The sequence below is a fragment of the Kitasatospora sp. NPDC002965 genome, assembly GCF_040611255.1.
GTDB lineage: Bacteria > Actinomycetota > Actinomycetes > Streptomycetales > Streptomycetaceae > Kitasatospora.
In genome coordinates, this window is the sequence record NZ_JBEXNT010000101.1 from 18,887 (window position 1) to 34,943 (window position 16,057).

General features: G+C 75.8%; 8 protein-coding genes. All 8 read left to right on the plus strand.

Features of this window, described 5'->3' with window-relative positions:
• Positions 1–98: 98 nt before the first annotated feature.
• Positions 99–554, plus strand: coding sequence for a cobalamin B12-binding domain-containing protein (locus tag ABZY91_RS30310; RefSeq protein WP_355406026.1), 456 nt, complete (start codon positions 99–101; stop codon positions 552–554).
• Positions 551–1,915: a methylaspartate mutase gene (locus ABZY91_RS30315; RefSeq protein ID WP_355406027.1), complete on the plus strand. Its 1,365-nt coding sequence runs from the start codon at positions 551–553 to the stop codon at positions 1,913–1,915. Before ABZY91_RS30310 ends, ABZY91_RS30315 begins: the two co-directional genes overlap by 4 nt.
• Positions 1,912–2,943: an asparagine synthetase A gene (locus ABZY91_RS30320; RefSeq protein WP_355406028.1), complete on the plus strand. Its 1,032-nt coding sequence runs from the start codon at positions 1,912–1,914 to the stop codon at positions 2,941–2,943. Before ABZY91_RS30315 ends, ABZY91_RS30320 begins: the two co-directional genes overlap by 4 nt.
• Positions 2,940–4,208, plus strand: a complete 1,269-nt coding sequence (locus ABZY91_RS30325; RefSeq protein WP_355406029.1) for a glutamate synthase-related protein — start codon at positions 2,940–2,942, stop codon at positions 4,206–4,208. The genes ABZY91_RS30320 and ABZY91_RS30325 overlap by 4 nt, the downstream gene beginning before the upstream one ends.
• 206 nt (positions 4,209–4,414) lie before the next feature.
• Positions 4,415–9,202 (plus strand): amino acid adenylation domain-containing protein, encoded by a 4,788-nt coding sequence (locus tag ABZY91_RS30330; RefSeq protein WP_355406030.1) that lies wholly within the window; start codon positions 4,415–4,417, stop codon positions 9,200–9,202.
• A gap of 80 nt (positions 9,203–9,282) precedes the next feature.
• On the plus strand, positions 9,283–13,872 hold the full coding sequence (locus tag ABZY91_RS30335; protein WP_355406031.1) for an amino acid adenylation domain-containing protein: 4,590 nt from the start codon (positions 9,283–9,285) through the stop codon (positions 13,870–13,872).
• Between the two features lie 122 nt (positions 13,873–13,994).
• Positions 13,995–15,857 carry a non-ribosomal peptide synthetase gene (locus ABZY91_RS30340; RefSeq protein WP_355406032.1) on the plus strand — a complete coding sequence of 621 codons (1,863 nt, stop codon included), beginning with the start codon at positions 13,995–13,997 and terminating at the stop codon, positions 15,855–15,857.
• Positions 15,854–16,057, plus strand: a 204-nt coding sequence (locus ABZY91_RS30345; RefSeq protein ID WP_355406033.1) for a thioesterase domain-containing protein, incomplete at its 3' end; no start/stop codon positions are given. The genes ABZY91_RS30340 and ABZY91_RS30345, both read left to right, overlap by 4 nt.

Below are 16,057 nucleotides of genomic sequence, written 5' to 3' on the forward strand. Positions count from 1 at the left end.
CGAGCCGGCCGAGCCCTCCCCGGAGGCGCAGTGCCCCGGACACCCGCGACCGCCGGCCGGGACTCCCCACCACCTACCGACACCAAAGGTTTTGCACCGTGGAGCAGCTGAAGCAGCACGGAACGGCCCGGGCCGCCGGCCTGGACGTCGTCGTGACGACCATGGCCTCGGACTCGCACACCTGGAACCTGGTCTTCCTCCAGTTGCTGCTGGAGGAGCTCGGGCACCGGGTCACCAACCTGGGCGCCTGCGTGCCGGACGAGCTGCTGGTCGCCGAGTGCCGCCGCGCCGAACCGGACCTCATCGTCCTGAGCAGCGTCAACGGGCACGGGTTCAACGACGGCATGCGGGTGATCGGCGCCCTGCGGGCCTGCCCGGAGCTGGGCCGCACGCCGACCGTGATCGGCGGCAAGCTCGGCATCGCCGGCTCGGGGGACCCGACCCGGCAACAGGCTCTGCTGGCCGCCGGGTTCGACGGGGTCTTCGAGGAGGGCGGCTCGGTGGCGGAGTTCCAGTCCTACCTCCGGTCGCTGTCGATCGGGGTGCTGCTGTGACCGGCTTCGGCGCCTTCGTGGCCCAGGCCCGGGCGGCCGGCGCCCTGGTGGTCCAGCCGCGGATGGGCATGGCCGACCCGCTGCGGATGCGCGACGGCCTGCTCGCCACCCGGGACGCGGCGGCCGTCACGGTCGGCACCCTCACCCTGGACAGCTACACGCGGACCGGCGACCTCGCCGCCGCCCGGCGCGCCCTCGCCGAGGGGGTCGGCCTGAACGGCTACCCGATCGCCACCCACTCGGCGGACGTCACCCGCGCGGTGCTCCGCGGGGTCGTGGACGCGGGCTTCCCGGTGCAGGTCCGGCACGGTTCGGCGATGCCGGAGCACATCGTGCGGGCCCTGCTGGCGGTCGGTCTGGACGCCACCGAGGGCGGCCCCGTCTCGTACTGCCTGCCCTACAGCCGGACGCCGCTGCACGAGGCGGTGGCCTGTTGGCAGCGCAGCTGCGAACTGCTCGCCTCGATCCGCGAGTTCGGCGCCGAGCCGCATCTGGAGACGTTCGGCGGCTGTCTGATGGGGCAGCTCTGCCCGCCGAGCCTGCTGATCGCGGTGAGCGTGCTGGAGGGGCTGTTCTTCCGGCAGCACGGGCTGCGCAGCATCTCGCTCAGCTACGCCCAGCAGGCCGACCTGCGGCAGGACGAGGAGGCGCTCACGGTGCTCGGCCGGCTCGCCGACGAGCTGCTGCCGGACGTCGACCGGCACATCGTCCTCTACGCCTACATGGGCGTCTTCCCGCGCTCGCCGGGCGGTGCCCGGCTGTTGCTGGAGGAGGCGGCCCGGCTGGCGGTGCGGACCGGGGCGGCCCGTCTGATCGTCAAGACCACCGCCGAGGCGCACCGGATCCCGACGGTCGGGGAGAACGTCACCGCGCTGGAGACGGCCGCCGCAGCCGCCGCCGACGAGCGCGCCCGCCTGCGCCCGGCCGCCCCACCGCCGAGCACCGCCGTGCGGGTCGCCGGCCGGGACACCGGGATCGAGGCGGAGGCGCGGGCGCTGATCGGCGCCGTGCTGGAGCTGGACACCGATGTCGGGCGCGCGCTGGTCCGGGCCTTCGCCGCCGGCTACCTGGACGTTCCGTACTGCCTGCACCCCGACAACGCCGGCCGGGCCCGCAGTTCGCTCGGTCCGGACGGCCGGCTGTCCTGGTCGGGTGTGGGATCGATGCCGATCGCCGGCCTGTCGGGCGGACGGCGTCCGCCGATCCTCGGCTCGGCCGAGCTGCTCACCGCGCTCTCCCACGTCCAGCGGACGTACGACGCCCGCGCCGCCGCCGGTGCCGTCGCGCGCTCCGGCGGCACGACCCCCGAAACGCCCCGCACACCCGCCGCACGACGAGAGTTGGGACTCACCTCGCCATGACCGACCACGGGCCATCCACCTCTGCCACCTCCTCCTCCGCCCCCTCCGCGGCCTCCGGGCCGGTCGACCCCGGGCGGCACCTGACCTCCCCGGCCACCCGCAGCGCGCTCCGGATCCAGTACCAACTCCTGACCGCCGCGCGCGAGTTCCTGAGGGCTCAGGGCTTCACCGAACTGCTCCCGCCGATCATCGGCCCGGTCACCGACCCGGGCTCGCGCGGCTCGAAGCAGGTCGACATCGACTTCTACGGCCACCGCTACAAGCTGATGACCAGCGCCATCCTCTACAAGCAGGCCTCGCTGCTGGCCTTCGACAAGATCTTCTGCATCGCGCCGAACGTCCGGTTGGAGCCGTTGGAGACCGCCGGGACCGGCCGCCACCTGGCCGAGTTCCACCAGCTGGACGTGGAGGTGGCCGGCGCGAGCCGGGACGACGCCGTCCGGCTCGTCGAGGAGCTGGTGGTGCACATGGTGGGCAGCGCGGTCCGCGAGCTGCCGAAGGAATTCGCCGAACTCGGCCGGGACACCGACGCGTTCACGGAACTGCTGAAGGGCTCGTTCGGCCGGATGCGGCACGCCGGGGCGGTGGCCGAACTCCAGGAGCTCGGCCACCCGCAGAGCCCGGACGCCGAACTCGACTGGGCCGGCGAGGCGTTGCTCTCCTCCCGGCGCGACCGGCCGTTCTTCGTCACCGACTACCCGAAGGGCTCCCGCGGCTTCTACGACCGCGAGAGCCCGGACGACCCCGGTCTGCTGCGGAACTTCGACCTGATCGCGGCCGAGGGCTACGGCGAGCTGTGCAGCGGCAGCCAGCGCACCAACGACTACGCGGAGATCGTCACCCGGATGCGGGAGACCGGCGAGAACCCGCAGAAGTACCGCTGGTACCTGGACCTGGTCCGCGAAGGCGTGCCCGGCAGCGCCGGGTTCGGCATCGGCGTCGAGCGGCTGACCCGCTACGTCGCCGGGCTGGACGAGGTCTGGCAGGCCAGCGCCTTCCCGAAGATCGCCGGGGTGGTGTCCCCGTGAGCGACCTCTCCGCGCCCGGCTTCCCGGAGGAGGAGGTCCGGCAGCGCGCCCGCTCGGGCGCGGCGGCGGCGTTCCCCCCGCCCGGCGAGTACGGCCGGGTCCTGTTCGGCGCCGAGCGCGACGACGGGCGGCGGGATCCGCGGGACCCGCTGGACGCGCTGCGCCTCGTCCCGCCCGTCTTCATGCCGCAGCGGTTGGCCAAGCTGATCGACCTGGGGCGTGAGCCCGACTACCGGGACGTCGAACTCGTCACTCCCGTCGGCGGGTTCACCTCCGCCCTGCCGGTCTACGTGTCCGCCCTCGGGTCCACCCGGGCGGCCGGCGGGGACCTCGGCCTCGCGCTCAGCCGGCAGGCCGGGGCGCTGGGCCTGCCGATGGTGATCGGGGAGAACGTCGTCCCGGTGAACGGCTACGGCCGGCTCGGCGAGGCGGCCGACCGGGCGTTGCTCGGCCGGTTGCGCGCCTACGCCGGGGAGCTGCCGGACGGGCTCGGCGGCGTCGCCGTCCAGCAGTCCACCGAGGACGCCGACGCCGAGGTGTGGAACCTCGTCTACAGCGACCCGGCGGCCCTTCCGCTGCTCGAATCCGGCCGTCTGGCCTTCGAGTTGAAGGTCGGACAGGGAGCCAAGCCGGGCCTGGGCGGGATGACCGTGCTGGACGCCGGGGCGGCCGAACGGCTCGGTGACCGGTACGGGCTGGACCGGGTGTTCGGTGACGGGCGGGTGCTGAGGTCCAGCACGCCCGGCACCTTCACCGCGGAGATCCTGCGCCAGCAGGTCCGGCTGATGCGCAACAACTTCCCCCGGGCCCGGGTCTGGGTGAAGCTGCACCCCGGCCGGGATGTCGCCGAGGCGGCCCGGGTGGCGGCCGGGGCGGGGGCCGACGCCGTCACGGTGGACGGCGCCGAGGGTGGGACGGGCTGGGCGCCCGGGGTCTTCCCCGCGCAGGTCGGCCTGCCGCTGGCGGAGTGCCTGCGCCGGCTGGCGGTGGCCGGGCCGCCGCCCTGCCTGCTGGTGTCCGGGCGGATCTGGGAGGGCGGCCGGGCGGTCAGGAGCCTGGCGCTCGGTGCCCGCGCGGTGGGGCTGGGCCGGGCGGCGCTGCTCGCCACCGCCGAGGACCCGGAGGCCGGGCTGGTCCGGTTCGCGGACTGCCTCGCCCTCGAACTCCGGCTGCTGATCAGCGCACTCGGGAAGTACACGCCGGCCGCGCTGGACGGCGACGACGTGTGGTCCGCGGAATTCCCCGGAATGCCCGCGGCAGGTTAGGAGAGCGGTAGTTCCCGGCAGCCCGCCGACGCGCCCCCGTGCGTGTCGACGGGCTGCCTTTGTTTCTCAACAGGCATGCCGCAAGCGGCAGTTGAAACTGCCGATGCACTTCCGCGGATTCTGCCGATCGGCCCGGAAAAGCCGTCCTAAGGTCGGTACCACTACCGGCAGCGTCGCAAATTCACTCGCTAATTCATCGGGGTTGGATGATGGAATCTCGCGGTTTCCCCTTCACGTCCGTCGCACGCCGGTCCCCGGACCGGCCGGCCGTACGGCTCGGCGGCCGGACGGTCGGCTACCGGGAACTGGACGAGCTGAGCGGCTCCCTCGCCGCCCGGATCGCCCCCGGCCGGACGGTGGCCGTCACCGGCCGGGACCGGCTCGACCACGTGGTCGGCCTGCTCGCCGCGCTCCGGGCCGGTGCCACCTACCTGCCGCTGGACCGGGACGCCCCCGAGGAGCGCAACCGCTGGATCCGCGAGGACGCCGGCGCCACCCTGGCCTACACCGACGGGGAGCTCGTCGACCTCGGCCCGGCGGCGTCCGGCGGCTCGCCCGGCAGCACGGGCGTCCCGGGAGCGGACGCGTCGGCCACCGCCGGGTACCTCGTCTACACCTCCGGCACCACCGGTCGCCCCAAGGGCGTGCACGTCCCGCTCGCCGCGCTGACCGGCCACCTGGCCGCCGCGGTCGAACGGTTCGGCCTCACGGCGGACGACGTGGTGCTGCACTTCGCCCGCCCGACCGTGGACGTGGCGGTGGAGCAGGTGCTCGCCGCCCTCACGGCCGGCGCCTGCGTCGTCGTCCCCGAACAGCAGCTGGTGGCACCCGCCGCGCTGCTCGACCTGCTGGACGACGAGGGCGTGACCGTGGCCAACCTGGCCGCCGGTTACTTCCAGGACGTGGTGGCCGCCCTCCGTGAGCGCGGCCGGGCGCCGCGCACCCTGCGCCTGATGATCTCCGGCAGCGACCGGCTCTACCCGGACACCGCCGCAGGCTGGTGGGCCGCCACCGGCGTGCCGCTGCTGAACGCCTACGGGCCGACCGAGACGGTGATCACGGCCACCGTCCACGCGTCGGCGGGTCCGGCCGCCGGGGTCGGCGACGTGGTGCCGATCGGCGGCCCGCTCGGCGACCGGCGGGCGTACGTGCTGGACGACCGGTTGCGGCCGGTGCTGCCCGGTGCGGCCGGCGAACTGTACCTGGGCGGGCCGCTGCTGGCCTCCGGCTACCACGGCCGCCCCGGCCTGACGGCGGGCCGGTTCGTCGCCGACCCGTTCGCGCCGGAGCCGGGCGCCCGGATGTACCGGACCGGCGACGTCGTCCGGCGGGCGGCGGAGCCCGGCCCGGCGGACGGCACCGGGGCAACGGGCGGCACCGGGGCGACGGACGGCACCGGGACGGAGGCGCCGCTGGAGTTCGTCGGCCGCGCCGACCACCAGGTGAAGATCCGCGGCTTCCGCGTCGAACCGGGCGAGATCGAGCAGGTGCTGGCCACCCACCCGGGCGTCGCGGGAGCCGTCGTGGTGGCGTACGAGGGCCGGCTGGCCGCCTACACCACCGGGACCGCCCCCGACTACGCCGAGGTGCGGGCCTTCCTGGCCGGGCGGTTGCCCGAGCACATGGTCCCGGCCACCGTCACCCCGCTGGAGGCGTTCCCGCTGACCGCCGGCGGCAAGGTGGACCGGGCGGCGCTGCCCGAACCGCAGACCGCGCCCGCCGCCCCGGGCGCCGGCCGACGCCCGCCGCGCACCCCGGCCGAGCAGCTGATCGCCGCCGTCTGGGCGGACGTGCTCGGGGTGCCCGAGGTCGGTGCCGACGACAACTTCTTCCACCTGGGCGGGGATTCGCTCACCGCCGTGCGGGTGGTCGGCCGGGTCTTCGACGTCTTCGGCATGATCTCGCCGTACACCATCTTCGACGCGCCGACCCTCGCGGAGTTCGCCGCCGCCGTCACCGCCTCGGCGGGCGGCGGGCGCCCGGTCCTGTCCGGGGCGGGGGCCTGCGAGGCGCCGCTCTCCAAGTTCCAGCGCGGCCTCTGGTTCCTCGACCAGTGGAACCCGGGCGCGCCGACCTACGTCGTGCCGTGGGTGTTCCGCTTCGCCGGCCCGGTCGACCCGGAGCTGCTCCGGCGGGCGCTGGCCGGCGTGGTGGACCGCCACGAGGCCCTGCGGACCACCTTCACGTTCGGCGAGGACGGCCCCCGGCAGGTGGTCCACCCGTCGGTGGAACTGCCGTTCACCGTGGTGGACGCCGGTCCCGAGCAGGTGGGCGAGCTGCTCGCCGGGGCCGCGCTGGTCCCGTTCGACCTGGAGACCGGGCCGCTGGTCCGCGCCCACCTCTACCGGTCCGGCGCCGCGTCCACCCTGCTGCTGCTCTGCCACCACATCGTCTGGGACGAGGGCTCGCTGCCCGTCCTGGAGTCCGAACTCGCCGAACTCTACGAGGCCCTGGCGGCCGGCCGCCCCGCCGTCCTGCCCGAACTGCCGGTGCAGTACGCCGACTACAGCGCCTGGCAGTACGAGGACGCCACCGCCGGCAGCCGCCTCGACTACTGGCGCGAGCACCTGCGGGACTCGCCGACCGAGCCCGTGCTGCCCGCCGACCGCCCCCGGCCGGAGGTGCAGGCGTTCCGCGGCGCCTTCCACCGGTTCGCCATGCCGCGGCCGGTCGCCGAGGCCGTCCGGGCCCTGGCCCGCAGCGAGGACGCCACGCCGTTCATGGTGCTGCTCGCCGGTCTGGCGCTCACCCTGCACCGGCGCACCGGGCAGCGCGACCTGGTGCTCGGATCCCCGGTGAGTCTCCGCGGCCGGGCCGAACTCGACGCCCTGATCGGCTACTTCGTCAACCTGCTGCCGCTGCGCGTGCGGCTCGACGAGGCAGGGGACTTCCGCGAACTGGTCCGGCACGTCCGCGAGGTGGCGATCGCCGGCTACCGCCACCAGGAGACGCCGTTCGACGACATCGCCGGCGCCGTCCTGGAGGACCGGCCGGACGACCGCACCGAGGACCGCAACCCGCTCTGCCAGGTGCTGCTGGAGCTGCACCCGCTGGACTCCCGGCCGCTGGTGATCGGCGGCACCGAGGTCACCCGCGAACTCCACTCCAACCCGGTCTCCCGCTTCGACCTGTCGATCTCCGTCGACGACCGGGGCACCGACTTCACCGGCCGCTTCGAGTACGACTCCGACCTGTTCGACGAAGCGACCATGGCGGAGCTCTGCGACGCCTGGCTCGGCACCCTGGCCGCCGCCGTCGAGGCGCCCGTACACGCCCTGTTCGAGGCCCGGGCCGCCCGGGACCCGCGCTCCACGGCCCTGATATCCGGCGAACAGCGCCTCGGGTACGGCGAGTTGAACACCCGGGCGAACCGGCTGGCCCATCACCTGACCGCGCAGGGGATCGGCCGCGGCGACACCGTCGCCGTCCTGGTCGAACGCGGACCGGACCTGGTGACCGCCCTGCTCGCCGCGCTCAAGGCCGGCGCCGCCTACACCCTGCTCGACCCGGACTTCCCGGCCGAGCGGCTGGCCGGCGCGGTCGCCGACAGCGCCGCCGCCCTGCTGGTCACCCACCGGCACGCCCAGCCGCCGTTCCCCGTCGCCCGTCACCTCGACCTCGACGCCGAGGCCGTCGCCGTCGCGGCCCGCCCCGGCCACGACCCGGGCCTGCCGGTCACCGGCGCCGACCTCGCCTGCGTGATGTTCACCTCCGGCTCCACCGGCCGCCCCAAGGGCGTCGCCGTCCCGCACCGCGCCCTCACCACCACCTACCTGGGCCAGGACTACGCCCGGTTCGGCCCCGGCGAGGTCTGGCTCCAGTGCTCCCCGGTCTCCTGGGACGCCTTCGCCCTGGAGCTGTACGGCGCGCTGGCGTTCGGCGGCACCTGCGTCCTCCAGCCGGGCCGGCGGCCCGACCCGCAGGCGATCGCGGAGCTGACCCGCCGGCACGGCGTCACCCAGCTCCAGCTCTCCGCCAGCCTGTTCAACTTCCTGCTGGAGGAGATGCCGGAGACCTACGACGAGCTCAAGGTGGCCTTCACGGCCGGCGAGCGGGCCTCCGTCACGCACGTCGGCAAGGCACTGGAGCAGTACCCGCACCTCGTCGTGGCCAACGGCTACGGCCCGGTCGAGAGCCTCGGCCTGACCACCTGCCACCGCGCCACCGCCGCCGACGCCGCCGGCACCTCCGTCCCGATCGGCCGCCCGCTGCACGGCAAGGCCGTCCACGTCCTCGACGACCGGCTGAACCCCGTCCCGCCCGGCACCACCGGCGAGCTGTACGCGGCGGGCGGCGGCCTGGCCCACGGGTACGTCGGCCGGCCCGGGCTGACCGCCGAACGCTTCGTCGCCTCCCCGTTCGGGGCGCCCGGCGAGCGGCTCTACCGCACCGGGGACCTCGGCCTGGTGAACGCGGACGGCCTGCTGGAGATCACCGGCCGGATCGACGACCAGGTGAAGATCCGCGGCTTCCGCGTCGAACCCGGCGAGATCGAGGACGCCCTCACCCGCCATCCGGCCGTCCACGAGGCCGCCGTCACCGTCCACGAACCCGCGCCGGGCGACCGGCGGCTCGCCGCCTACGTCACCGCGGGCAGCACCGCGCCCGACCCGGACGCGCTGCTCGACCACCTGGCGGCGCTGCTCCCCGAGCACATGGTGCCCGCCACCCTGGACGTCCTCGACGCCTTGCCGCTCAACCCCAACGGCAAGGTCGACCGGCGCGCCCTGCCGGCCCCCGCCGCGCGCCTCGCGGACGCCCCGGCCGATCCGCTCACTCCGGACCAGCGGCTCGTCGCGGACGCCGTCCGGGCCGTCCTGGAGCTCGCCGACGACCTCGGGCCGGACGCCAACTTCTTCCGGATCGGCGGCAACTCGCTGGCCGCGGTCCGGGTCGCCATGAGGCTGTCGCAGGACACCGGGACCAGGGTGCCGCCGCACGTGGTGTTCCGCGGCCGGACCGTGGGCGCCATCGCCGAACGGCTGGCCTCGTGACGACGACCCGCCCGACGACCCGCCCGACCGCCCGCCCCACCGACCGCCCGACCGCCCTCCCCACCGAAGGGAACGAGGCCGTGAGCCCGTCCGACGCCCCGCCGGCCGCCGCGCCGGGCGCCCCTCCCGGCGCCGCCGCCCGCCCCGCCGGTGCCGCCCCGGAGACCCTGCCCGACGGCGTGGTCCGCACCGCGCCCGCGTCCGGACTGCAGCGCGGCCTCTGGTTCCTCGACCGCTGGAACCCGCAGGCCGCCACCTACACCACCCCCTGGACGTACGACGTCACCGGCCCGCTCGACCTCGCGCTGCTGCGGAGGGCGCTGGACGGGGTGTCGGCCCGGCACGAGGCGCTGCGCACCACCTTCGCGCTGCACCCCGACGGCCCCCGCCAGCACGTCCACCGCACCCTGGCCGTCCCGCTCGCCGTCACCGACCTGCGCGGGCTCCCCGAGGGTGAACGGGCCGACCGCGCCGCCCGGTTGGTCACCGACCGGGCCGCCGAGCCCTTCGACCTGGCCGCCGGCCCGCTGCTGCGCGCCGAGGCGATCCGGCTCGCCGACGACCGCACCACGCTCCTGTTCGTCGTCCACCACATCGTCTGGGACGGCTGGTCCGCCGACGTCTTCGAACGTGAACTCGTCGAGCTGTACGGCGCGTCGGGTGAGCGGCGGGCAGCCGCGCTGCCCGAGCTCGCCACCCAGTACGCCGACTACGCGCTGGAGGAGCAGGACACCCCCTACGAGGAGCACCTCGCCTACTGGAAGGACCGCCTCGACGGTGCCCCCACCCTGCTGGAGCTGCCCGCCGACCGGCCCCGGCCGGCCGAGCGGAGCCGGCGCGGGCGCACCGAGCCGTTCGAGCTGCCGGCGGGGAGCGCGGCCCGGGTCCGGGCGCTCGCCGAGCAGGAGGGCGTGACGCCGTTCACCGTCCAACTGGCCGCCTTCGCCCTGCTGATCGGCCGCTGGACCGGCGCCGACGACCTGCTCGTCGGCACCCCCGTCACCACCCGCAACCGGCCCGAACTCGCCGACCTGCTGGGATACTTCGTCAACCTGCTGCCGTTGCGGATCCGGCTCGCCCCCGGTGCGACGTTCCGCGGCCTGCTGGCCGACGTCCAGGACGGCGCCTTCGACGCCTACGGCTACCTCGACGTGCCGTTCGACCGGCTGGTCGACCTGCTCGGCACCGACCGCAGCCCGCAGCACCCGCCGCTGGTCCAGGTGGTGTTCGGCGCCCACGGCGAGGACCGCACACCGCTCGTCCTCGGCGCCGCCACCGCCGAACGCACCGTCCGCTCCAACGGCACCAGCAAGTTCGACCTCACCTGGTCCGTCTTCGAGGACACCTCCGGATCCCGGGGCGGCGCGGAGCAGGACCCGGCCGCGCAGGACCCGGCCGCGCCGGGCGGCCCGGGCGCCGGCGGCGAGCTGCGGGGCGAGGCCGAGTACAGCAGCGACCTCTTCGACCCGGCGACCGTGCGCCGCCTCGCCGCCGACTACGCCGAGCTGCTGGACGCCGCGCTCACCGACCCGGACGCCACCGTGCGCCGGCTCACCTCCGCCGGGCCGTCGCACCGCCCGGCCGTACTCGACCGGGGCCACTGCCTGCACCACCTCTTCGAACAGGCCGCCGACGCGTACGGCGACCGGCCCGCCGTCAGCGGCCCGGACGGCACCCTCGGGTACGCCGAACTCGACCGCCGCGCCAACCGGTTGGCCCACACCCTGATCGCCCGCGGGGTGCGCCCCGGCGACCGGGTCGGCCTGCTGCTGGAGCGCACCGCCGCCGTCCCCGTCGCGATCCTCGCCGTCCTCAAGACCGGCGCCGCCTACGTGCCGGTCGACCTCGCCGCCCCCGCCGACCGGGCCGCCCTGGTCTTCGGCGACACCGCCGTCACCGCGGTCGTCACGGACCGGCCCGACCGCGCCCCCACCGGCCCCTGGCAGACGCTCGACCTCACCGCAGGCGCCGGCGAGATCGCCGCCCACCCGGCGAGCCGCCCTCCGGCGGTCGGCCGCCCCGGCGACCTCGCCTACCTCATCTTCACCTCCGGCTCCACCGGCCGCCCCAAGGGCGTGGCCGTCGCCCACGAGCACGTCAGCCGCCTCCTGGCCTCCGGCCGGCCGCACTTCGGCTTCGGCCCGGACTCCGTCTGGACCCTCTTCCACAGCTACGCCTTCGACTGGACGGTCTGGGAGCTGTGGGGCGCGCTCCTGCACGGCGCCCGCCTGGTCGTCGTCCCCTACCTGACCAGCCGCTCGCCCGACGAGTTCGCCGGACTCCTCGACGAGGAGCGGGTCACCCACCTCTGCCTCACCCCGTCGGCGCTCCGCCAGCTCGAACCGGCCCTGCGCCGCCACCCCCGCGCCCTGCCCGCGCTGCGCTGGATCATGCTCGGCGGCGAGGCCCTCGACCCCGGCGTCGTCCAGCGCTGGCACGACCTCGACCCGCTGCCGCCCGCCCGGCTCTGCAACCTCTACGGCATCACCGAGACCACCGTCCACGTCACCACCCACGACGTCGCCGACGGCGGCGCGGGCTTCGGGCGGAGCCTGATCGGCGAGCCCATGCCGCACCTCACCGCGCTCGTGCTGGACGACTGGCTGCGCCCGTGCCCGGCCGGCGTCCCCGGGGAGCTGTACATCGGCGGCGGCAGCCTCGCCCACGGCTACTGGGGCCGGCCCGGCCTCACCGCGGGCCGCTTCGTCGCCGACCCGTACGGCCCGCCCGGCGCCCGGCTCTACCGGACGGGCGACGTGGCGAGGCGCCTGGCGGACGGCGGACTGGAGTACGTCGGCCGGGCGGACTTCCAGGTCAAGCTGCGCGGCTTCCGGATCGAGCTCGGCGAGATCGAGAACGCCGTCGCCGCCCACCCCGACGTCGACGCCTGCGTGGTCACCGTGCACGACGACCGCCTCGCCGCGTACGTCACCGGGCGCGAACCGGGCGACCTGCGCGGGTTCCTCGGCCGGTCGCTGCCCGCGTACATGATCCCGGCGAGCGTCACCCTGCTGGACGCGCTGCCGCTCACCGTCAACGGCAAGGTCGACCGGGCCGCGCTGCCCGCCCCGGGCCGCCCCTCGCCCGTCGCGGCCGGGCGGCACGTCGAACCGCGCACCCCGGAGGAGGAGCTGTTCGCCGGCGTCTGGACGGAGGTGCTCGGTGTCCCCGGGATCGGCGTGCACGACGACTTCTTCCACCTCGGCGGCGACTCGATCCGGGCCGTCCAGCTGGCCGGCGCCCTGCACGACCGGGGCTGGCAGGTCGGCCTGCGCGACGTCTTCAACGCCCCCACCGTCGCCGCCCTGCTGCCGCTGGCCCGCCCGGCGGCGGCCGACCCCGGCGCGGACCGGCCGTTCGCGCTCGTCACCGAGGAGGACCGGGCCGACCTGCCGTCCGACGTGGTCGACGCCTACCCGATGGTCTCCATGCAGCTCTCGATGGTCTTCCACATGGAGGTCGCCGGCGGCACCGACAGCTACCACAACGTCAACTCCTACCGGATCGGCGGCGACCTCGACGAGACCGCCTTCCGCCGCTCCGTCAACGAGGCGATGGCCCGGCACGCCGTGCTCAGGACCGGGCTCGACATCTCCGGCTACGGCGAACCGCTCCAGCTCGTGCACGGGATCCTGCCCGCCCCCGTCTCCTTCACGGACCTGCGCGGTGCGACCGGGGAGGAGCAGGACGCGGCGGTCCGGTCCGTCTTCGACGACCACCGCGAGCGGCCGTTCGACCTCGCGACCCCGCCGCTCTTCCGGATCACGGTGCAGCGGCTGGCGGACGACGCCTTCCAGCTCACGATCTCCGAACACCACGCGATCCTCGACGGCTGGAGCTTCACCTCCCTGCTCGCCGAACTCCTCGAACGGCACGCCGCGCTGGCCGCCGACCCGGTCTCCGCGCCCACCCCGCCGCCCCGCACCGCCTTCCGCGACTTCGTCGCCGTCGAACGCGCGGCGGCCGGTGACCGGGAGTCCCTGGCGTACTGGCACGGGCGGCTCGACGGCGCCACCGGCCAGCTCTGGCCCGGCAGCGAGGACGTCCACGAGCTGCCGCGCACCGTCGAACGGGTCCTCCCGGACGCTCCCGGCCAGCTGAGGCGGGCCGCCGACGCGCTCGGCGTCCCGGTCAAGTCGGTCGCCCTCGCCGCCCACCTGCACGCCCTCGCCCGGATCACCGGCCGGGAACGGGTCACCACCGGGCTGGCGATGAACGGCCGCCTGGAGCGGCTCGGCGGCACCGAGGTGTACGGGCTCTTCCTCAACACGGTGCCGCTGGTCGCCGAACCGGGGGAGGACCTGGCCGAGCTGGTCCGCCACGTGCACCGGGAGGAGCTGGACATGATGCCGCACCGCCGGGTGCCGTTCGCCCGGCTGGCCCGCATGATGGCCGACACCGCGCTCGACAGCCAGTTCGGCTACCTGCGCTTCCACGCCCTGGGACGGCTCGGCCCGGCCCGGATCGAGGACGGCCGGATCGGCTCGGAACCCACCCTGCGGCACGAGCCCAACAGCTTCGCGTTCGGCGCCTCGCTGATCCAGGACCCGGTCTCGCACCGCGTCCTGCTCGCCGTGGACCACCAGCGCGCGCTGGTCGACGACGCCACCGCGGAGGAGTTCATCGACGCCTACGCCGCGGCCCTGGCCCGGCTGGCCCCGCCCGTCTGACGCCCGCCTCGCGTACCCGCCTCGCGTACCCGCCTTCGCCGCGCGCTGCCGCCGCTCCCGCGCGCCCGCCTGCGCGCCCCACCCGACGTGATCTGCCCGACCTGACCGAGGAGTGCCCCCGCATGACCACCTTCGCCGAGCCGGCCGCCCCCACCGAGTCCGCCCCCGCTCCCGCTCCCGCGCCCGCTGCCGCCCCCGCCGCCGCCGTCGACCTGCTGACCCGGCTGCGCGCCGCGGTCGCCGCCCACCCCGGCCGGCCCGCCGTGCACGGCGTCGACGGCAGCCTCGACTTCGCCGCCCTGGACCGCCGCACCGCCGCCCTGGCCCGCGCCCTCCGGGCACGCGGCGTCCGGCGCGGCGACCGGGTCGGCATCCACCTCGCCCGGACCGCCGACCTGCCGGTCGCGCTGCTCGCCACCTGGCGGGCCGGCGCCGCGTACGTCCCACTGGACCCGGCCTACCCGGCCGAGCGGATCTCCTTCATGGCCGCCGACGCCCGCCTCGCCGCCGTGGTCAGTACCGACACCGCTCCGCCGGTCCCGGCCGGCGTCCCGGTGCTCCGCCCCGACACCGAAGCGCCGTCCGCCGACGGACCGGAGGGCGACGCGCCGTTCGCCGACTTCACCCCGCACCCGGCCGACTCCGCCTACGTCATCTACACCTCCGGCTCCACCGGCCGCCCCAAGGGGGTCGAGGTGACCCACGGCGGCGTCGCCCACCTCGCCGACGCCCTGGCGCAGCGCGGCGCCCACCGCCCCGAGCCGGCCGTGGTCGGCTGGAACGCCAGCGTCTCCTTCGACGCCTCCGTCCCCCAGTGGACCCGGCTCTGCCGCGGCGACACCCTGGTGGTGATCGACGACGCCCGGCGCGCCGACCCGCTCCGGCTCGCCGCGCTCCTCGCCGAGTACGGCGTCACCGACCTCGACCTGACCCCCTCGCACTGGCAGCTGCTCCGCGAGCCGCTGGCAGGCGCCCGGGTGCCGCGCCTGTTCATGGGCGGCGAGCCGGTGCCCGGGCGCACCTGGCGCGAGCTGGCCGACGGCGGCATCGAGGCGCTCAACCTGTACGGGCCCACCGAGTGCACCGTCGAGGCGGTCACCACCTGGATCACCGGCCCCGGCCCGCACCTGGGCGAGCCGCTGCCCGGCGTCCGCACCTACCTGCTGGACGACCGGCTCGCCCCGGTCACCGACGCCGGCGCCGTCGGCGAGCTGTACCTGGCCGGGCCGGGCGTGGCACACGGCTACCCGGGCCACCCCGGCCTGACGGCGGGCCGGTTCGTCGCCGACCCGTTCACGACGGAGCCGGGCGCCCGGATGTACCGGACCGGCGACCAGGCCCGGCGCAGCGCCGAAGGGCTGCTGGAGTACGTCGGCCGGGTCGACCGGCAGGTCAAGCTGCGCGGCTTCCGGGTCGAGCTGGGCGAGGTGGAGCACGCCCTGGCCGCCCTGGACGGGGTCACGGCGGCCGCGGCCACCGTGTACGAGGCCGCCCCCGGGGACGTCCGGCTGGCCGGCTACGTCACGGGCGGGGCCCGCCCCGCCGAACTGCTCGCCGAACTGCGCCGCACCGTGCCCGCCCACCTGGTGCCGGCCACCGTGACCGTGCTGGCCGCGCTGCCGCTCACCCCCAACGGCAAGGTCGACCACCGCGCCCTGCCCGCGCCGTCGGCGGACACCTCCGGGAGCGCCGCGGCCGACGGGCCCGGGGGAGTGGACGAGCTGGTCGCCGAGGTCTGGCGCACCGTGCTCGGCGTCCCCTCCGTCGAGCCCACCGATGACTTCCTCTCGCTCGGCGGCCACTCGCTCGCCGCCCTGCGCGTCGTCCACCTGCTGCGCCGCAAGCTCGACGTCGAGCTCCAGCTCCGGCACCTGCTGGACGCCGACGACCTCGCCGGGTTCACCGCCGCCGTCCGCCGCGCCACCGAGGCGGGCCCGGCCGCCCCGCGCCCCGCGCTCACTGCCCGCCGGGAGGCCGTCCGATGAGCACCGCCGTCCGGCCGACCGCCCGCCCGCGGATCGAGGGCGACTGGCTCCTCGTCCCCGCGCCCCAGCCCCACCGCCCGTTCCGGCTGTTCTGCTTCCCGCACGCCGGCGGCGACGCCACCGCCTACACCCCGCTGGCCCGGGCGCTCGCCCCGGCCGCGGAGGTCTGGGCGCTGCGCCCGCCGGCCCGCGGCGGGCGC

Coding starts and splice junctions, on each gene's coding strand:
- ABZY91_RS30340 (WP_355406032.1), top strand. CDS start 13,995: ATGACCACCTTCGCCGAGCCGGCCGCCCCCACCGAGTCCGCCCCCGCT.
- ABZY91_RS30320 (WP_355406028.1), top strand. CDS start 1,912: ATGACCGACCACGGGCCATCCACCTCTGCCACCTCCTCCTCCGCCCCC.
- ABZY91_RS30330 (WP_355406030.1), top strand. CDS start 4,415: ATGATGGAATCTCGCGGTTTCCCCTTCACGTCCGTCGCACGCCGGTCC.